This window comes from Streptomyces sp. CC208A (genome assembly GCF_030010625.1).
Lineage (GTDB): Bacteria > Actinomycetota > Actinomycetes > Streptomycetales > Streptomycetaceae > Streptomyces.
The window spans coordinates 69,817-87,713 of record NZ_JASCXN010000027.1; the positions used below are offsets into that span (position 1 = coordinate 69,817).

15 protein-coding genes are annotated in these 17,897 nt (G+C 76.2%); 8 read left to right on the plus strand and 7 right to left on the minus strand.

What is annotated here, in order from left to right; all coding sequences use genetic code 11:
- Positions 1-32: 32 nt before the first annotated feature.
- Both QK442_RS26025 and QK442_RS26030 read right to left on the minus strand, forming a co-directional pair.
- Entirely contained in the window at positions 33-797 is a 765-nt protein-coding gene (locus QK442_RS26025; RefSeq protein ID WP_282696494.1) for a glycerophosphodiester phosphodiesterase, read from the minus strand.
- A complete protein-coding gene (locus tag QK442_RS26030) occupies positions 794-1,504 on the minus strand; it encodes a hypothetical protein (protein WP_282696495.1) in 711 nt (236 codons plus the stop codon). Before QK442_RS26030 ends, QK442_RS26025 begins: the two co-directional genes overlap by 4 nt.
- A 136-nt stretch (positions 1,505-1,640) precedes the next feature.
- Between QK442_RS26030 and QK442_RS26035 the strand changes: the two genes are divergently transcribed.
- Complete coding sequence (locus tag QK442_RS26035) at positions 1,641-3,140, plus strand: PLP-dependent aminotransferase family protein (protein ID WP_282696496.1); 1,500 nt, start codon at positions 1,641-1,643, stop codon at positions 3,138-3,140.
- Positions 3,141-3,256: 116 nt separating this feature from the next.
- Here QK442_RS26035 and QK442_RS26040 read toward each other — a convergent pair whose 3' ends face one another.
- Together QK442_RS26040 and QK442_RS26045 are read right to left on the minus strand one after the other, a co-directional pair.
- Positions 3,257-4,858: a hypothetical protein gene (locus tag QK442_RS26040; protein WP_282696497.1), complete on the minus strand. Its 1,602-nt coding sequence runs from the start codon at positions 4,856-4,858 to the stop codon at positions 3,257-3,259.
- A 37-nt stretch (positions 4,859-4,895) separates the two neighbouring features.
- Complete coding sequence (locus tag QK442_RS26045) at positions 4,896-5,090, minus strand: hypothetical protein (RefSeq protein WP_282696498.1); 195 nt, start codon at positions 5,088-5,090, stop codon at positions 4,896-4,898.
- A gap of 368 nt (positions 5,091-5,458) precedes the next feature.
- Between QK442_RS26045 and QK442_RS26050 the strand changes: the two genes are divergently transcribed.
- The 6 genes from QK442_RS26050 (at position 5,459) to QK442_RS26075 (ending at position 14,739) form a co-directional block, all read left to right on the plus strand.
- Complete coding sequence (locus tag QK442_RS26050) at positions 5,459-5,851, plus strand: ankyrin repeat domain-containing protein (RefSeq protein WP_282696499.1); 393 nt, start codon at positions 5,459-5,461, stop codon at positions 5,849-5,851.
- 274 nt (positions 5,852-6,125) lie between these two features.
- A complete protein-coding gene (locus tag QK442_RS26055) occupies positions 6,126-7,622 on the plus strand; it encodes a HEAT repeat domain-containing protein (RefSeq protein WP_282696500.1) in 1,497 nt (498 codons plus the stop codon).
- Between the two features lie 208 nt (positions 7,623-7,830).
- Entirely contained in the window at positions 7,831-8,952 is a 1,122-nt protein-coding gene (locus QK442_RS26060; protein ID WP_282696501.1) for a glycosyltransferase family 1 protein, read from the plus strand.
- A 107-nt stretch (positions 8,953-9,059) separates the two neighbouring features.
- Positions 9,060-10,223: a glycosyltransferase gene (locus QK442_RS26065; RefSeq protein WP_282696531.1), complete on the plus strand. Its 1,164-nt coding sequence runs from the start codon at positions 9,060-9,062 to the stop codon at positions 10,221-10,223.
- Positions 10,220-11,122: an SGNH/GDSL hydrolase family protein gene (locus QK442_RS26070; protein ID WP_282696502.1), complete on the plus strand. Its 903-nt coding sequence runs from the start codon at positions 10,220-10,222 to the stop codon at positions 11,120-11,122. Before QK442_RS26065 ends, QK442_RS26070 begins: the two co-directional genes overlap by 4 nt.
- Positions 11,119-14,739: a hydantoinase B/oxoprolinase family protein gene (locus QK442_RS26075; protein ID WP_282696503.1), complete on the plus strand. Its 3,621-nt coding sequence runs from the start codon at positions 11,119-11,121 to the stop codon at positions 14,737-14,739. Before QK442_RS26070 ends, QK442_RS26075 begins: the two co-directional genes overlap by 4 nt.
- On the opposite strand, the gene QK442_RS26080 is transcribed toward QK442_RS26075, so the two are convergent.
- The 3 genes from QK442_RS26080 to QK442_RS26090 are packed head-to-tail and all read right to left on the minus strand — an operon-like array spanning position 14,726 to position 17,003.
- Positions 14,726-15,592 carry a biotin-dependent carboxyltransferase family protein gene (locus tag QK442_RS26080; protein WP_282696504.1) on the minus strand — a complete coding sequence of 289 codons (867 nt, stop codon included), beginning with the start codon at positions 15,590-15,592 and terminating at the stop codon, positions 14,726-14,728. The genes QK442_RS26075 and QK442_RS26080 overlap by 14 nt on opposite strands.
- Entirely contained in the window at positions 15,589-16,221 is a 633-nt protein-coding gene (locus QK442_RS26085; protein ID WP_282696532.1) for an allophanate hydrolase subunit 1, read from the minus strand. The genes QK442_RS26080 and QK442_RS26085 overlap by 4 nt, the downstream gene beginning before the upstream one ends.
- A gap of 8 nt (positions 16,222-16,229) precedes the next feature.
- A complete protein-coding gene (locus tag QK442_RS26090) occupies positions 16,230-17,003 on the minus strand; it encodes a 5-oxoprolinase subunit PxpA (RefSeq protein ID WP_282696505.1) in 774 nt (257 codons plus the stop codon).
- A 182-nt stretch (positions 17,004-17,185) separates the two neighbouring features.
- On the opposite strand from QK442_RS26090, the gene QK442_RS26095 reads away from it, so the two are divergent.
- Positions 17,186-17,887: a GntR family transcriptional regulator gene (locus QK442_RS26095; RefSeq protein WP_282696506.1), complete on the plus strand. Its 702-nt coding sequence runs from the start codon at positions 17,186-17,188 to the stop codon at positions 17,885-17,887.
- Positions 17,888-17,897: the final 10 nt, after the last annotated feature.

The following is a 17,897-nucleotide window of genomic DNA, read 5'->3' on the forward strand; positions in this document are numbered from 1 at the left end:
TTCGTCCCCGACGCGGGGACGCCCGCTCGGCCTCAGACCCATGCCCCGCGGGCGGCGAGGACCTCGCGCAGCGTCTCCAGATGATCGGTCATGATGCCATCCACCCCCAGGTCGAGGAGAGAGTCCATGCGCTCCGGATCGTTCACGGTCCACACGTGCACCTGGAGCCCGCGCGCGTGCGCCGCCCGGACGAACCGGCGGTCCACCACGCGGATCCCGCCCTGGCTCTCCGGGACCTGCGCCGCCACCGCGCCCGCCCGCAGCGGGGCCGGGACCCCCAGGGAGCGCATCCGGAGGGCGGCGACGCCGGTCACGCCGTACGAGGTGGCGAGGCGGGGGCCGGCGAGCCGTTGGGCCCGCGCCACCCGGGCCTCGGTGAAGGAGCTGACCAGGACCCGGTCCCAGGCCTCGGTCCGGGAGATCAGGTCCACCAGCGGGGCGAGCGCCGACTCGGTCTTCAGGTCCACGTTCCAGCGGGCCTCGGGGAACTCCTGGAGCAGGTCCTCGAAGAGCGGCAGCGGCTCCTTGCCGGCCACCCGGGCCTCCCGCACCGCCGCCCACGGCAGGTCCCGGATCCGGCCCGACGCGTCCGTCACCCGGTCCAGGGTGGCGTCGTGGAAGGCGACGAGCACCCCGTCGGCGGTGGTGTGCACATCGGTCTCGAAGTAGCGGTAGCCCGCCGCGGCGGCCCGGCGGAAGGCGGCCGCGGTGTTCTCCAGGCCGTCCGCCGTGCCGCCCCGGTGGGCGAAGGGCAGCGGGACGGGGTGGTCGAGGTAGGGATGGCGTACGCGAGTCACGGGCGCAGTATGGCGCCTTCCGGTGACGTCGGGGCGACGATGGCGTCGACGGCAGGGGTGCCCTGCTCCTGGGCGGTCGCCGGCTCGGGGAGGGCCGCCGGCCCCGGTACGGCGAAGAGGCGCAGGAAGAACTGGGCGAGCGGGCCGATCGACAGCGCGTAGAGGACCGTGCCGACGCCGACCGAGCCGCCCAGCAGGAAGCCGGTGGCGACCACCGTGACCTCGATCAGGGTGCGGATCAGCCGGATCGAGCGCCCGGTGAGGCGGTGCAGACCGGTCATGAGGCCGTCGCGCGGCCCCGGACCGAAGCGGGCCGCGATGTACAGACCGGTCGCCACTCCGTTCAGCGTGATCCCGAGCACCAGCAGGGCGATGCGCGCGGGCAGCCCGTGCCCCTCGGGCAGCAGGGCCAGGCCGCCGTCCATCGCCGCGCCGATCACGAGGACGTTCGAGACCGTGCCCAGGCCCGGCCGCTGCCGCAGCGGGACCCACAGGAGCAGGACGAGGGCGCCGACGATCGTCAGGACGACGCCCATGGAGAGCCCGGTGACCTCCGACAGGCCCTCGTGCAGCACGTTCCACGGCTCCAGGCCGAGGCCGCTGCGGACGAGCATCGCCGAGCTCACGCCGTAGAGGACGAGACCGGCGTAGAGCTGGACGAGCCGCCGGGCGAGGTGCCGGCCGCGCGGGCCGGAGGCGATGGACATGGACGGTGCCCCCTTGTGAGTGGTGATGACGGTGGATCGCGGCCCCCGTGTGGTGAAGGTGGACCGACCCATGACACTCTGTGGCGGGAGGACAGATGCCAACCATGGCCAATTCGAGGAAGGTGGACTGATTTCCATGGCTCAGTGGACCTCGGCCGTCGGGGCCGCTCAGCTCGCCCGGCAACTCCAGGCGCAGCAGCCCCGCCCGGCGGGCCCCGGCACGCGGAAGCCACCCGCCTACCGGGCCCTCGCCGACGGCATCCGCCTGCTCGTGCTCGAGGGCCGGGTGCCGGTCGCCGCCCGGCTTCCCGCCGAGCGTGAACTCGCCCTCGCCCTCACCGTCAGCCGCACCACCGTGGCCGCCGCCTACGAGGCGCTGCGCACCGAGGGCTTCCTGGAGTCCCGGCGCGGCGCCGGCAGCTGGACCGCCGTCCCCGCCGGGAACCCGCTGCCCGCGCGCGGCCTCGAACCGCTGCCGCCGGAGACCCTCGGTTCCCTCATCGACCTCGGCTGCGCCGCCCTCCCGGCCCCCGAACCCTGGCTGACCCGCAGTATCCAGGGCGCCCTGGAGGAACTGCCGCCGTACGCGCACACCCACGGCGACTACCCGGCGGGCCTGCCCGCGCTGCGCGCCATGCTCGCCGAGCGCTACACCGCCCGCGGCATCCCGACCATGCCCGAGCAGATCATGGTCACCACCGGCGCCATGGGCGCCATCGACGCCATCTGCCACCTCTTCGCCGGGCGCGGCGAGCGGATCGCCGTCGAGTCCCCCTCGTACGCCAACATCCTCCAGCTCATGCGGGAGGCCGGCGCCCGGCTGGTCCCCGTCGCCATGTCCGAGGGGCTCGGCAGCTGGGACCTCGGCCGCTGGCGCCAGGTGCTGCGCGACGCCGCGCCCCGCCTCGCGTACGTCGTCGCCGACTTCCACAACCCGACCGGCGCCCTCGCCGACGAGGACCAGCGGCGGCGGCTCGTGGAGGCGGCCCGCGCGGCCGGCACGGTCCTCGTCGTCGACGAGACCATGACCGAGCTCCACCTCGACGACGACGTGGAGATGCCCCGGCCGGTCTGCGCCTTCGACCCGGCCGGCTCCACGGTCCTCACCGTCGGCTCGGCCAGCAAGGCGTTCTGGGCCGGGATGCGGATCGGCTGGGTCCGCGCCGCGCCCGACGTCATCCGCTCCCTCGTCGCCGCCCGCGCCTACGCCGACCTGGGCACGCCCGTCCTGGAGCAGCTCGGCGTCAACTGGCTGATGCGCACCGGCGGCTGGGCGGAGGCGGTCGGGCTGCGCCGGGCGCAGGCCCGCGAGAACCGGGACGCGCTCGTCGCCGCGGTCCGCAAGGAGCTGCCGGGGTGGGAGTTCGAGGTGCCGAAGGGCGGCCTGACGCTCTGGGTGCGCACCGGCGGGCTCTCCGGCTCGCGGCTGGCCGAGGCGGGCGAGCGGGTGGGTGTACGGGTCCCCTCCGGCCCCCGCTTCGGCGTCGACGGCGCCTTCGAGGGGTACGTCCGGCTGCCGTTCACCGTCAGCGGCCCGGTCGCCGAGGAGGCCGCGGCCCGGCTCGCCGCCGCGGCCCGCCTGGTGGAGTCCGGCCTCGGCGGGGGATCGGAGCCGTCGCGGGCGTTCGTCGCCTGAGGACGACCGGGGGCGTTCGCCGCTCGAGAACGACCGGCGGAGCGGAGAGCCACGCGCGCGTGGGCCCGGCGAGGTTCTCGACCGGGGCCACGCGCGCGTGGACGTCCCCGCGCGGGTCAGCCCTCCGCAGGGACCGGCGCGTGGCGGGGGACGGGTCCTGTGGTCGGTTCGGCCGCCGCCTCCGGGACCTTCTCCAGGGCCACCGTCGCCGCCGTCCGCCGCTCCGGCAGCAGGTCGAGGACGGCCTGCCGGTCGGCGTCGCCCGCGGCCTCGTCGTACGGGTCGGGGGTGGCCGGCACCTGGAGCCGGAGGACCGGACCCGTGCCGAGGCGGGCGTAGCCGCGGCCCGGCGGGACCTGCGGGGTCGGGGTGGTGTGCGGCGTAGTACCCAGCACCGCCGCGATCTGGTCGGAGGAGGCGGGCCCGAGGACCACGCGGGCGCGGGTGTGCGCGCGTACCCCCTCGTGGAGCGCGTCGACCGTGTCGAACTGCTCGGCCACCACCACCGTCACCTGGGCCGCCCTGCCGTGCCGCAGCGGCACCTGGAGCAGTTCCTGGGGGTCGGGGCGGCCCTGGGAGGCGGCCAGGTGGCCGAGGATGCCGGGGCGGTCGAGGAGGATCCACAGCGGGCGGCGGGTGTCCGCGGGGGTCGGGCGGCCGGCCTGCCGGGCGCGGTTGGCGGAGATCAGCCGCCGCTCGGTCTCGTGGGCGGCCCATTCCAGGCTCTCCAGGGCTCCGGACAGCTCGCTCTCGACGCCGAGGACGCCGTCGCGGCCGACCAGGCAGGCGTACTCGCCGGTCCCGGTGCCCTCCACGATCAGCACGTCCCCGTGGGTGAGGGCCTGGAGCGCGAGGGAACGCAGCAGCGAGGTGGTGCCGCTGCCGGGCTGGCCGACGGTGAGCAGGTGCGGCTCGGTGGAGCGGGGGCCGGTGCGCCAGACGACGGCCGGCGCGTCCTCGGAGCCGTCCGCCGCGACGACCGGCACCGTCCGCTGCACGGCGTCGGCGTCGGTGAAGCCGAGCACGGTCTCGCCCGGGGCGGTGACGAACCGCTGGGCGGCGATGGTGGTCGGGAGGGCGGGCAGCACGTGCATGACGAGCCGGTTGCCCTCCTCGTCCCAGTCGAAGAGGTACTCGCGGCCGCGCCCCGACTTGGCGTGGAGCAGCTGCTCGATCCGGGCGCGGGAGGCCGCCTCGCCGTCCGTGAAGTACGGCGGGTAGGAGATCCGCAGCCGGGTCAGGCGGCCGTCCTCGTCGAAGGCGTGGTCGCCGAAGGCCCGGCTCCAGTCGCCGCCGTGGGCGAAGAGCGGGTCGGGGTCCTCGGGGACGGAGAAGTACGGCACCAGGGCCTCGTACAGCCCCTTCAGGCGGGCCGTCTCCGCCTCGTCGGGACCGGTCCTGACGACCGGTTTCTCACGCCCCTTCCACGCGGCGGCGCCCATGAGCGCGACGAGCGCGAGCAGCGGCCCGTACGGCACGAGGGCGACGGCCAGGAGGCAGGCCGCGACCAGGAACAGCATGGGACCCCGCCGCTCCTTGGGGGTCGCGGCCCACTTGGCGCGCGCGGTCGCGGCCAGCTTCCGCAGACCACGGGAGACCGTGATCAGCGGGTGGAGCACGTCGGTGGCGCTGTCGGCGGCCGACCGCGCGATCTCTCGGCTGCGCGCGAGCTGCGCGCCGCCGCTGCTCAGAATGCGGGGGAGTGGTCGCCGGGCCACGTCGTACTCCTGGAGGGGTGGAAGGGGGTGAGAGGCGTCAGAACTTGATTCCGCCCAGCAGGCCGGCCAGGCTCTGGCCGCCCGCGGTGATGCTCGGTGCGATGGCGGTGCCCGCCAGGTAGAAGCCGAAGAGCGCGCAGACGAAGGCGTGCGAGGCCTTGAGGCCGTCCTTCTTGAAGAACAGGAAGCAGATGATGCCGAGCAGGACGACGCCTGAGATGGACAGGATCATGGGGTGTTCTCCTGGTTGAGGGGACAGTCACGATGAGTCCTTCCAGGTTCACGGCAAGTATCTATGTGACTAAAGGTGCATTCAGGTGAATGGCGGGCGTTTTCACTTGACCGGCCGACGGTGACCCCCGTCCCGGGTGGCGAAACGGCGGAAGTGGGGTAAGGGGGCGTCGAGGGGTTCCGGCCACGGGCGGTGGACGCGGTGATCCTTGCCTCGGCCGGACGCGGTCATGTCGCCGTCCGGGCAGTACCCTGTCGATTCACTCGTACGGCCGCGCTTGCCGTGCGCAGGTCAAGGGCAGGCGGTACCCGGCGGCCCACGCGCGGCAGCACGGACGGAACGATGGAACACGGAAGGCGGAAGCGAAGATGAGCGAGACCCCGGACCCCGAGGTCGTCGAACTGGCGTCGAAGGTCTTCGACCTGGCGCGCACCGGCGACGCCGAGGCCCTCGCCGCCTACGTCGACGCGGGCGTCCCCGCGAACCTCACCAACGACAAGGGCGACTCGCTCGTCATGCTCGCCGCCTACCACGGCCACGCCGCCGCGGTCACCGCCCTCCTGGAGCGCGGCGCCGACGCCGACCGCGCCAACGACCGCGGCCAGACCCCGCTCGCCGGCGCCGTCTTCAAGGGCGAGGAGGCCGTGATCCGCGCCCTCCTGGCCGGCGGCGCGAATCCGGAGTCCGGCACTCCGTCCGCCGTGGACACCGCCCGCATGTTCGGGAAGACCGAACTCCTGGAACTCTTCTCCAGCCGGTGAACGAGGGCTGAACCCCAGGTGGGAACGGTGCCGTAAATGTGGTCGCGGCGGTGGAAACGGTCGGTCATCATGACGACAAGCCCGGCCGTCCGACCGGGCCACGGACGAGAGGCAGAGGAAGATGAGCAGCACGCACAAGCGACGTACGACGGACGGCCCGGCATGTTGTCCCGCGGCCTACTAGGGCGGGCACCGCGCGGACGGGCCCAGCGCCCGACCCGGTCCAACCCGGTCCACCCCGTCGTGTCGACAGCTTGATGTGAGGCGTCTTCCCATGTTCGAACCAGCCATAGCGCCGAGCGGCACCCTGCTCGGCCTGCTGCAGCGCGGCCGCGGCGACGGCACCCTGCACGCCCTCGCCGCACCACGCGCCGAGGCCCTCGCGGCCCTCGACCGCTGCGTGCTCGCCGACCCCCGCCACGACTGGCGGGTCGAGAACCGCTCCCTGTACTACGCCCGGCTCTACCTCGACCTCCACGGAGGCCTGGAGGCCGTCGAGGCGCACCTCTTCGCGCCCGAGGACCACCTCGACACCGAGGAGCACCGCACCGGGCTCGCCCTCGCCGTCCTCGGCCACCTGGCCTCCTACGGCCGCCACGACGCCCTGCTCCTGCTCCGGCGCTACGCGGCCACCGGGGCCAACTGGGCCTGGGCCCTCGACGAGCTCGCGCTCCGCGACGACGACGCCGGGCTGCGCTCCCTCGCCGAGCCCGTCCTCGCCCGCTTCCCCCGGGACCCGTCCGGCGACGCCGCGCTCGCCGCCGCCGTCCGCGACTCCTTCGAGCCCCGGCCCTGGCGGCTGTGGGCCGAGGACCGGCGCGAGACCGTCGGCGCCCGCGTCCGGGCCGCCCAGGAGCACGGCTCCTTCGACCGCTGGCAGCGGCAGCTGCGCCCCACCGGGCCCCGCCCCGGCTGGAGCGTGCGCGCCGTCCTCGACTGGGCCCAGGAGGGGTACGAGCGCGGCGCCGACCTCTCCGGACCCGCCGCCCGCTGTCTGGCCGCGGTGGCCGGTCCTGAGGACCGCCCCGAGCTGCTGGCCGCCGGCCGCTCGGGCGCCCCCGGCGCGCGTGCCGCCGTCCTGCACCACCTGGCCGCCACCCGCGACCCCGCCGTCCTCGACCTCGTCGAGGCCGCCGCCGACGCCGTCCATCCCCTCGACAACGCGGCCGCCGCCGCGGCCGCGCCCGGTGATCCGTACGGCGACGTCCCCGGGGCCGTCGACCGCGACGCCCTGGCCGTCGCCCGGGCCGCCGTCACCGCCTACCTCCGCATGTGCGGCGAGGACGCGGTCGCCCGCGCCCGCGCCTGGATCCACCGCGCCGACCCCCTCGGCGCCGCCGCCGGCGAACTCCTCGCCGCGCGCGGCGAGGACCGGGACGCCGGGCTCGTCCTCGGCGCCCTGCGCACCGCCATCCGCACCGCCGGGCCCGACGCGCCCGCCCTCGGCGCCCTCGTCGACGGGGCGGGCCGCCTCGGCATCGCCTGCGCGGCCCCCGTGCTGCGCCACGTCTACCGGGAGACGGCCTCCTCCCAGCTGCGCGGCCGCACGGCCCGCGCCCTCGCGGCCACCGACCCCTCCTTCGCCAGCGGCTTCGCCGTCGAGTGCCTCTGGGACTGCGAGGAGACCACCCGGGAGATCGCGGCCCAGCACGCCGAGACGGCCGACGTCCGCGTGGCCGAGCGATTGCGCCGCCTCGCCGCCGACCCGGCCGAGGAGGTCGAGGTCCAGACCGCGGTCCGCAACCGCATCGGGCCCGACCTCCAGGTCTGACCCCGGCACCCGCCACCGCCTCCGCCCGGGGCGGCGCGGCCTGCGGCGGCACCCCCGCCGATCGTGGCCCCGCCCCGGGACCGGGCGGCCCCGTGAGGCTTCGGGCGTACGGCTCCGAGGCCGCCGCGCGGTAAAAGCTCACGGGACGTTCCCCCCGCGTCCAGATCCACGTCGGCGGGGACACGTCGAGCGCGACGAGAACACCCGTATGCGTGTCGTCATCGTCACCGAATCCTTCCCCCCTGACGTCAACGGTGTGGCGCACTGCGCCCTGCAGACCGCGCGCCACCTCGTCCGCCGGGGCCATCGGCCCCTCGTGATCGCCCCGGCCGTCCCCGACCCCGACGCCGACGCCGACGCGCCGTGCCCCGTGGTCCGCGTCCCCTCGCTGCCCCTGCCCGGCTACGCCCAGGTACGGGTCGCCCTCCCCAGCCGCCGGGTGGCCGCGGCCATCGCCGCCCACCGCGCCGACCTCGTCCACCTGGCAGGACCCTTCGTCCTCGGCGCCCGGGCGATGGCCGCGGCCACCCGGCTCCGGGTGCCCGCCGTCGCCGTCTACCAGACCGACCTCGCCGGCTACGCCCGCACCTACGTCGGCGCGGGCGAGGGCACCGCCTGGCGCCGGCTCCGCGCCGTCCACGGCGCCGCCGACCGCACCCTCGCCCCCTCCACCGCCGCCCGGCGCGACCTGGAGGCCCACGGCATCGAGCGGATACGCCTCTGGGGCCGCGGCGTCGACACCACCCGCTTCCACCCCGGCCACCGGGACCCCGCCCTGCGCCGTGCCCTCGCCCCCGGCGGCGAACTCCTCGTCGGCTACGTCGGCCGCCTCGCCCCCGAGAAGCGCGTGGAGCTCCTCGCCGCCACGGACGGGCTCCCCGGGGTCCGGCTCGTGGTCGTCGGCGACGGCCCCAGCGGCCCGGCCCTCCGCGAACGCCTCCCGCACGCCCGTTTCCTCGGCCGCCGCACCGGCGACGACCTCGCCCGGGTCTTCGCCTCGCTCGACGTCTTCGCCCACACCGGTCCGTACGAGACCTTCTGCCAGACCGTCCAGGAGGCGATGGCGAGCGGCCTGCCGGTGATCGCCCCGGCCGCCGGGGGCCCGCTCGACCTCGTCGCCCACCGGCGCACCGGCCTCCTCGTCCCCCCGGAGGACCCGATCGCCCTCCGCGAGGCCGTCACCGCCCTCGCCGCCGCCCCCGCCCTGCGCGCCGCCTACGGCAGAGCGGGCCGGAGCGAGGTCGCCGGACGCACCTGGGAGGCCGTCGGCGACCAACTGATCGGCCACTACCGGGAGGTCCTGCGCGAGCGGACGGCGGTGGCGGCGTGAACGGGCGGAGCCGCGGAACCACCGACCCCGCGCGGGCGCGCGCGTACGGACCGGCGTACGGCGCCCCGCACGGACCGGCGCGCAGGGCCTCGCACGGCCGTGAAGGGCTGCGCATCGTCCGGCTCGCGAACTTCGTCACCCCCACCTCCGGCGGGCTGCGCACCGCGCTCGACCGGCTCGGGCGCGGCTACCGCGCCGCAGGCCACGAACCCGTCCTGATCGTCCCCGGCGCCACGGCCTCGGACCAACCGGCCGAACAGGGCCGGGTGATCACCCTGCCGGGACCCGAACTCCCCGGCACCGGCGGCTACCGCGTCCTCGCCGACCGGCGCCGGCTCGCCGCCCTCCTCGACGCGCTCGCCCCCGACCGGATCGAGGTCTCCGACCGCACCACCCTGCGCTGGACGGGGGAGTGGGCCCGCCGCGCCCGCGTCCCCTCCGTGATGGTCTCCCACGAGACCGCCGACGGCGTCCTGCGCACCTGGGGCGTCCCCGCCGCCCTCGCCGCCTGCGCGGCCGACCGGCTCAACCGCCGCAGCGCCTGGGCCTACGGCCGGATCGTGTGCACCACCGCCTGGGCGGAGGACGAGTTCGCCCGCGTCGGCGCCCGCAATGTCGTACGCGCTCCGCTCGGCGTCGACCTGGAACGCTGCAGGCCCGGCCGGCGCGACCCCGCCGTACGGGCCCGGTACGCGGAAGGGGCCGGGGTCCTGCTGGTGCTCTGCTCCCGGCTCTCCGTGGAGAAACGTCCCGGCACGGCGCTCGACGCGCTCGCCGGGCTGCTCGACGCGGGCGTCCCGGCCCGGCTGGTCGTCGCGGGCGACGGGCCGCTGCGCGCCGGTCTGGAGCGCCGGGCCCGGGAGCGGCGCCTCCCCGCGCGGTTCCTCGGCCACGTCGCCGACCGGGAGGAACTCGCCGACCTCCAGGCCGCCGCCGACCTCTGCCTGGCCCCCGGCCCCGCCGAGACCTTCGGACTCTCCGCCCTGGAGGCGCTGGCCTGCGGGACCCCCGCCGTCGTCAGCGCCTCCTCCGCCCTCCCGGAGGTCGTCGGCACGGCCGGCGCCGCGGCCGCCGACACCCCGGCCGCCTTCGCGGACGCCGCCCGGGGACTGCTCGCCCTGCCGGAGGCCGCCCGCCGGGCCGCGGCACGCGCGCGTGCGGAACGCTTCTCCTGGGACCGCTCGGTGGCGGCCTTCCTCCGGGCCCACGAGGCGGCCACGGCGGCGGTCTCCCCGGCCCCGGCACCCCTGCGCCAGGAGGTCGGCGGATGAGCCCGGCACGCGGGCGTGCCGGGGTGCGGCCTGTTCAGGGGATCCGGGTCCCGGCGGAGACCGAGCCCCTGCGGTTCGTCGCGCTCGGGGACTCGTTCAGCGAGGGCGTCGGGGACCGGGCCGCCGGGGCGTGGCGCGGATGGGCCGCGCTGCTCGCCGACGGGCTCGCCGGGCCGGGGCAGCGCCTGGAGTTCACCAACCTCGCCGTCAGCGGCGCGCTCAGCGCGGATGTCGCCGAGGACCAGGCGCCGCGCGCGGTCGCCCTCCGGCCGCACCTCGCCTCGGTCGTCGTGGGCGTCAACGACACCCTCCGGCACACCTTCGACATCGGCCTGTTCGCCCGCCGCCTGGACCGGGTCCTCGGCACGCTCGACGCGGCCGGAGCCGTACTCCTGACGGCCTGTCTGCCCGACCCCGGCCGGATGCTCGGCCTCCCGGCGCCGCTGGCCCGGCCGCTCGCCCGCCGCCGCCGGTCGGTGAACGCGGTGGTGCACGCGCTGTCCGACCGCCACGGCGCCGTCCACCTCCACCTCGCCGACCCGGCCTGGACCGACGACCGGCGGCTGTGGAGCGCCGACCGGCTGCACCCCGGCGAGCGCGGCCACCGCGCCGTCGCCGGGGCCTTCCACCGGCTGCTCGCCGCGCGGGGACTCGCCCGGGGCCCCGCGCCCTCCCCGGAGGCGTCCGAGCCGCCGCCCACCCGCGCCGGGACCGTGTGGTGGCTCGCCACCGCCGGCACCGGCTGGGTGCTGCGCCGCAGCCGTGACCTGCTGCCCCAGCTGCTGCTGCTCGCCGCGGAGGAGCTGCTCCACCGGGACGACGGCGGCGGCACGGGCCTGCTCGACACACGCGCGGAGGCCGCCCTCGCCGGGGCCCTCGCGGCGACAATGGGGGAATGAGCGGGCGCTGGGAGTTCTGGATCGACCGGGGCGGCACCTTCACCGACGTCGTGGGACGGCGCCCCGACGGGCGCCTGGTGACCCGCAAGGTCCTCTCCCACGACCCGGCCCGCCGGCAGGACGCCGCCGTGGCCGGGATCCGGCTGCTCATGGGCCTCGCCCCCGGCGAGCCCGTCCCCGCCGACCGGGTCGCCGTCGTCAAGATGGGCACCACGGTCGCCACCAACGCCCTCCTGGAGCGGCGCGGCGAACCCACCCTGCTGCTGATCACCGAGGGCTTCCGGGACGCCCTGCGGATCGCCTACCAGAACCGGCCCCGCCTCTTCGACCGGCACATCGTGCTGCCGGAGGCCGTGTACGCGCGCGTGGCCGAGGTCCCCGAGCGGGTGGACGCCCACGGCACCGTCGTCCGCCCCCTCGACGAGGACGCCGTCGCCGCCGCGCTCTCCGCCGCCCGCCAAGGCGGCCTCCGCTCCGCCGCCGTCGTCCTCCTGCACGGCTACCGCCACCCGGACCACGAACTGCGGGTCGCGGCCGCGGCCAGGGCCGCCGGCTTCACCCAGGTCAGCTGCTCGCACGAGGTCAGCCCGCTGATCAAACTGATCCCGCGCGGCGACACCACCGTCGTCGACGCCTACCTCTCGCCGGTGCTGCGCCGCTACGTCGACGAGGTCGCCGCCGAACTCGCCGGGATCCGCCTGATGTTCATGCAGTCCAACGGCGGACTGCGGGAGGCCGCCCACTTCCGCGGCAAGGACGCCGTCCTCTCCGGACCGGCGGGCGGCGTCGTCGGCATGGCCCGTACCTCCGCCCAGGCCGGACACGACCGCGTCATCGGCTTCGACATGGGCGGCACGTCCACGGACGTGTCGCACTACGCCGGAACCTTCGAGCGTGAACTCGGTTCACAGGTCGCCGGGGTGAGGATGCGGGCACCCATGATGAGCATCCACACCGTCGCCGCCGGCGGCGGCTCCGTCCTCCACTACGACGGCCGCCGCTACCGCGTGGGACCCGACTCGGCCGGAGCCGTCCCCGGCCCCGCCTGCTACCGGCGCGGCGGCCCGCTCACCGTCACCGACGCCCAGGTGATGCTCGGCCGGATCCAGCCGGACCACTTCCCGGCCGTCTTCGGCCCGGACGGCGACGAACCCCTCGACGCCGACGTCGTCCGCGAGCGGTTCACGGTCCTCGCCGAGGAGATCGGCGGCGGCCGCACCCCCGAGGAGGTCGCGGCCGGCTTCCTGCGGATCGCGGTCCTCGACATGGCCAACGCCGTCAAGAAGATCTCCGTCCAGCGCGGCCACGACATCACCCGCTACGCCCTCACCTGCTTCGGCGGAGCCGGCGGCCAGCACGCCTGCGCCGTCGCCGACGCCCTCGGCGTCGACACCGTCCTCGTCCCGCCGCTCGCCGGCGTCCTCTCCGCGTACGGCATCGGGCTCGCCGACGCCACCGCCCTGCGCGAACGGTCCGTCGAGGCCCCGCTCGACGAACCCGGCACCCACGCGCGCGTGACCGCCGTCGCCGGCGAACTCGCCGATCGCACCCGGGCCGAACTCCGCGCCGACGGCCTCCCCGACACCGCGATCACCACCCACGCGCGCGTGCTCCTCCGCTACGCCGGCACCGACGCGAGCCTCCCCGTCGACCTCGGCCCCGCCAAGGAGATGGCCGCCGCCTTCACCGCCGTCCACCGGACCCGCTACGGCTTCACCATGGACAAGCCGCTGGTCGTGGAGGCCGTCACCGTCGAGGCCGTCGGCACCGCGGGCCCCCACGGCCCCGTCCACGTCGCCGCCGGAGCACGTACCGGACCCCTCGCCCCCCGCGCCACCGTCCGCACCCACGACGGCGCCACCGCCTCCGACACCCCGCTCCACCGCCGCGAGGACCTGCGCCCCGGCGACACCGTCGACGGGCCCGCGATCCTCGCCGAGGACGACGCCACCACCGTCGTCGACCCCGGCTGGCGGGCCACCGCCGCCCCCACCGGCCACCTCCTGCTGCACCGCGCCGTCCCGCGCCCCGCCCGCACCGCCGCGGGCACCGACGTGGACCCGGTGCTCCTGGAGGTCTTCCACAACCTCTTCATGTCCATCGCCGAGCAGATGGGCGTCCGCCTGGAGAACACCGCCCACTCCGTCAACATCAAGGAACGGCTCGACTTCTCCTGCGCCCTCTTCGACGCCGAGGGCAACCTCGTCGCCAACGCCCCCCACATCCCCGTCCACCTCGGCTCCATGGGGGAGTCCATCAAGGAGGTCCTGCGCCGCCGCGCCGGCGACCTGCGGCCCGGCGACGTCTACGCCGTCAACGACCCCTACCACGGCGGCACCCACCTGCCCGACGTCACCGTCGTCACCCCCGTCTTCGACGACGAGGGGGACGAGCTGCTCTTCCTCGTCGCCTCACGCGGCCATCACGCCGAGATCGGCGGCATCACCCCCGGCTCCATGCCCGCCTTCAGCCGCACGATCGACGAGGAGGGCGTCCGCTTCGACAACTGGCTCCTCGTCCGCGACGGCAGGCTCCGCGAGACCGAGACCCGCGCCCTCCTCACCGGCGCCCCCCACCCCTCCCGCGACCCCGACACCAACCTCGCCGACCTGCGCGCCCAGATCGCCGCCGACGAGAAGGGCATCGAGGAACTCCGCAAGGCCGTCGCCGAGTTCGGCCTCGACGCCGTCCAGGCGTACATGCGCCACGTACGGGCCAACGCCGAGGAGTCGGTCCGCCGGCTCGTCGCCCGCCTGAAGGACGGCACCTGCCGGTACGAGACCGACTCCGGCGCCGTCATCCAGGTCGCCGTCCGCGTCGACCGCGCACGGCGCTCCGCCGTCCTGGACTTCACCGGCACCTCGCCCCAGCTCCCCGGCAACGCCAACGCCCCCACCGCCGTCGTCATGGCCGCCGTCCTGTACGTCTTCCGCACCCTCGTCGACGAGGACATCCCCCTCAACAGCGGCTGCCTGGAACCCCTGGAGATCCGCGTCCCGCCCGGCTCCATGCTCGCCCCCGAACCGCCCGCCGCCACCGTCGCCGGGAACGTCGAGACCTCCCAGGCCGTCACCGGCGCCCTCTACGCGGCCCTCGGCGTCCAGGCCGAGGGCTCGGGCACCATGAACAACCTCACCTTCGGCGACGACCGGATCCAGTACTACGAGACCGTCGCCAGCGGCTCCGGCGCGGGCGACGGCTTCGACGGCGCCGACGCCGTCCAGACCCACATGACCAACTCCCGCCTCACCGACCCCGAGATCCTGGAATGGCGCCACCCCGTCCGCGTCGACGCCTTCGCCGTCCGCGAGGGCAGCGGCGGCCGGGGCCGCTGGCACGGCGGCGACGGCGTGGAGCGGCGGCTGCGCTTCCTGGAACCGATGACGGTCGCCCTCCTCACCGGACACCGGAGGGTGCCCCCGTACGGGATGGCGGGCGGCGAGCCGGGCGCGCTCGGCGAGAACCTGATCGAGCGCGCCGACGGCACCGTCGAACGCCTCGCCGGGACCGCGACCGCGGAGGTCGGGCCCGGCGACGTCCTGGTGCTGCGCACCCCCGGCGGCGGAGGCTACGGCACCCCGCCGTCCGAGGACGCCGACGAGGTCAGGGAGCCGTGACGAAGCGGACCGGCGTCCCCGGCACGGCCTGCGCCGCCGCCCCCAGGTCCCCCTCCCGCACCACCGCCACCACCGGATAGCCGCCGGTCGTCGGATGGTCCGCGAGGAAGACCACCGGCCGTCCGTCCGGCGGCACCTGCACCGCCCCGAGCACCATGCCCTCGCTGGGCAGTTCACCGGTCCGGGTGCGCTCCAGGGCGGGCCCGTCGAGCCGTAGCCCGATCCGGTTGCTCGCCGGCGCCACCCGGTACGCGCGCGTGGTGAGGGTACGGAGCGCCCCACTGGTGAACCAGTCGTCACGCGGCCCGAGCCGGACCCGCAGGACGAGCTCCCCCGGCGGCCCGGGCCAGGGGGGAGCGTCGACCGGCTCCCGTACGGCCGTGGCCGCCGCTCCCAGTGCCAGCACCGCCCCGTCCGCCAGCGGCGCCGGGCCGAGACCGGACAGCAGGTCGGTGGAGCGGCTGCCGAGCACCGGATCGACGGCGATCCCGCCGCCGATCGCCACGTACGAGCGCAGCCCGCGCACTGCGGGGCCGACCTCCAGGAGGGCGCCGGCCGGGACCCGTACCGCAGTGCCCCAGGGCAGCGGCCGGCCGTCCGCCCGCACCGGGCAGGGCGCGCCGCCCACCGCCACGGTCACCGCCCGCCGGGGCCGCAGCGCGCAGCCGTCCACGGTGGTCTCCAGGACCGCGGCCCCCTCCTCGTTGCCGACCAGCCGGTTCACCAGCCGGGCGGCGGCCGGGTCGAGGGCGCCGGAGCGCGCCACGCCGAGGTGCGCGTACCCGGTCCGGCCCAGGTCCTGCACGGTGGTCAGGGCGCCCGCCCGGACCACGGCCACGGCACGGTCGTTCATCGGCCGGCCTCCGTCCCGGACATCGGGGCGAACCGCACGCGTGTGCCGGGAGAGAGCAGCGCCGCCGGCTCGCGGTCGGTGTCCCACAAGACCACGTCCGTCGTCCCGATCAGCTGCCAGCCGCCCGGGGAGGAACGCGGATAGACACCCGTGTACGGCCCCGCCAGCGCCACCGCCCCGGCGGGCACCGCCGTCCGCGGCGTCGCCCGGCGCGGCACCTCGTACCGCGCGCCGAGCCCGGTCAGATAGCCGAAGCCGGGGGCGAAACCGCAGAACGCGACCCGGAACTCGGCCGCGGAGTGGATCCGTGCCGCCTCCGCCGGCGACACTCCCCACCGGGCGGCCACCTCCGGCAGATCCGGCCCGTCGTACCGGACCGGGACCTCCACGACCTCGCCCGCGCGCGCGTGCCCCGGCCGGAGCTCCCAGCCGGACAGCTCGGCCGCGAGCCGCGCCGGCTCTGCCACCCCGTCGAGCAGCACCGTCCGCGCCGCCGGCACGATCTCCCGTACGCCGGACAGCGCGCCCGCCGCCCGGCGGCGCAGCAGCTCCGCGTGGAAGGCCTCCGCGGCGGCGCCGTCGGCGAGTTCGACCAGGAGGGCCGCCTCGCCCACCCGCAGCACCCTCACCCTCACGCTCACGCGAAGGCTCCCACGGTGATCCCGGCGGACTCCAGGCCCGCCCGGACGCGCCCGGCCAGCTCCACCGCGCCCGGGGTGTCCCCGTGCAGGCAGAGCGAACGCGCCCGGACGGCCACGGCGGTCCCGCAGCGCGCGGTCACCGTGCCCGAGCGGACGAGCCCCACCGACCGCTCGACCACCGCGTCCGGATCGTGCACGACGGCCCCTTCCCGCCCCCGCGGCAGCAGTGACCCGTCGGCCTGGTAGGCGCGGTCGCCGAAGGCCTCGGCGACCGCCGGGAGCCCCGCCCGCGCCGCCGCCTCGTGCAGCCGCGAACCGGGGAGCCCGAGCACCGGCAGCCCGCCGCCCGCGAGGAGCACCCCGTCGACGACCGCCGCCGCCTGCTCCGCGTCGTACACCACCCGGTTGTAGAGCGCCCCGTGCGGCTTCACGTACGAGACCCGGGAGCCCGCCGCGCGGGCGAAGACCTCCAGGGCCCCGATCTGGTACGCCACCTCGGCGGCCAGCTCCGCGGGCGGCACGTCCATGGCACGCCGCCCGAAACCGGCCAGGTCCCGGTAGGACACCTGGGCCCCGATCCGTACCCCCCGCTCCGCGGCGAGTTCGCACACCCGCCGCATGGTGACCGCGTCCCCGGCGTGGAAGCCGCAGGCCACGTTGGCACTGGTGACGACCGAGAGCAGCCGCTCGTCGTCGGTCAGCGTCCAGCGGCCGAAGCCCTCGCCGAGATCGGCGTTCAGGTCGATCGGGCCGATCGGGACCTCGCTCATGACGGTGCCGTTCCCTTCACAGGTACGCGCGCAGGCACACGCGCGTGCGGACGGAGCAGAGGCGCCAAGCTAGAGGATTGTTCAACGATCCGACAAGATGCCTGTTGTCCCGGATCCGTTTCTGCGGTTGACTCGGCGCCCGGACGACGACGGGGCCGACCGCCCCGGCAGGAAGGGGAGACGTGGACGCGACCGGCGGACTGGCGGACGACCGCGCGCTGCTCGGGCGCACCAGCACGGCGGAACGGGTCGCGGACATCCTGCGCACCCGGATCGCCGAAGGCTTCTTCCCGCCCGGCACCCGGCTCTCCGAGGAGAGCATCGGCGGCGCCCTCGGCGTCTCCCGCAACACCCTGCGCGAGGCGTTCCGGCTCCTCACCCGCGAGCGGCTGCTCGTCCACGAGCTGAACCGCGGGGTCTTCGTCCGCGTCCTCGCCGCAGACGACGTCGAGGACCTCTACCGCACCCGCCGGCTCGTCGAGTGCGCCGTCGTCCGCGGCCTCGGCCACCCGCCGTTCCCCGTGGACGGCCTCGCCGCCGCCGTCGCCGAGGGCGAGGCCGCCGCCCGGGCCGCCGACTGGCGCGGGGTCTCCACCGCCAACATCCACTTCCACCGCGAACTCGTCGCCCTCGCCGGCAGCGCCCGCACCGACGAGCTGATGCGGAGCGTCCTCGCCGAACTCCGGCTCGCCCTCCACGCCGTGGACGACCCCCGGGCGCTCCACGAGCCCTACCTCGCCCGCAACAAGGAGATCCTGGAGGCCCTGCGGGCGGGGGAACGGGCCCGCGCCGAACGCCTCCTCGCCCGCTACCTCGACGACTCCCGCGACCGCGTCGCCGCCGCCCGCGCCCGCGCCGCGGACGGACCCGCGACACGGGACTGACCGCCCGGCG

What these genes read in the sequence shown, in the direction of transcription:
- QK442_RS26030 (WP_282696495.1), bottom strand. Translation starts at nt 1,504, where the DNA reads ATGTCCATCGCCTCCGGCCCGCGCGGCCGGCACCTCGCCCGGCGGCTC.
- QK442_RS26035 (WP_282696496.1), top strand. Translation starts at nt 1,641, where the DNA reads ATGGCTCAGTGGACCTCGGCCGTCGGGGCCGCTCAGCTCGCCCGGCAA.
- QK442_RS26045 (WP_282696498.1), bottom strand. Translation starts at nt 5,090, where the DNA reads ATGATCCTGTCCATCTCAGGCGTCGTCCTGCTCGGCATCATCTGCTTC.
- QK442_RS26050 (WP_282696499.1), top strand. Translation starts at nt 5,459, where the DNA reads ATGAGCGAGACCCCGGACCCCGAGGTCGTCGAACTGGCGTCGAAGGTC.
- QK442_RS26055 (WP_282696500.1), top strand. Translation starts at nt 6,126, where the DNA reads ATGTTCGAACCAGCCATAGCGCCGAGCGGCACCCTGCTCGGCCTGCTG.
- QK442_RS26060 (WP_282696501.1), top strand. Translation starts at nt 7,831, where the DNA reads ATGCGTGTCGTCATCGTCACCGAATCCTTCCCCCCTGACGTCAACGGT.
- QK442_RS26070 (WP_282696502.1), top strand. Translation starts at nt 10,220, where the DNA reads ATGAGCCCGGCACGCGGGCGTGCCGGGGTGCGGCCTGTTCAGGGGATC.
- QK442_RS26075 (WP_282696503.1), top strand. Translation starts at nt 11,119, where the DNA reads ATGAGCGGGCGCTGGGAGTTCTGGATCGACCGGGGCGGCACCTTCACC.
- QK442_RS26080 (WP_282696504.1), bottom strand. Translation starts at nt 15,592, where the DNA reads ATGAACGACCGTGCCGTGGCCGTGGTCCGGGCGGGCGCCCTGACCACC.
- QK442_RS26090 (WP_282696505.1), bottom strand. Translation starts at nt 17,003, where the DNA reads ATGAGCGAGGTCCCGATCGGCCCGATCGACCTGAACGCCGATCTCGGC.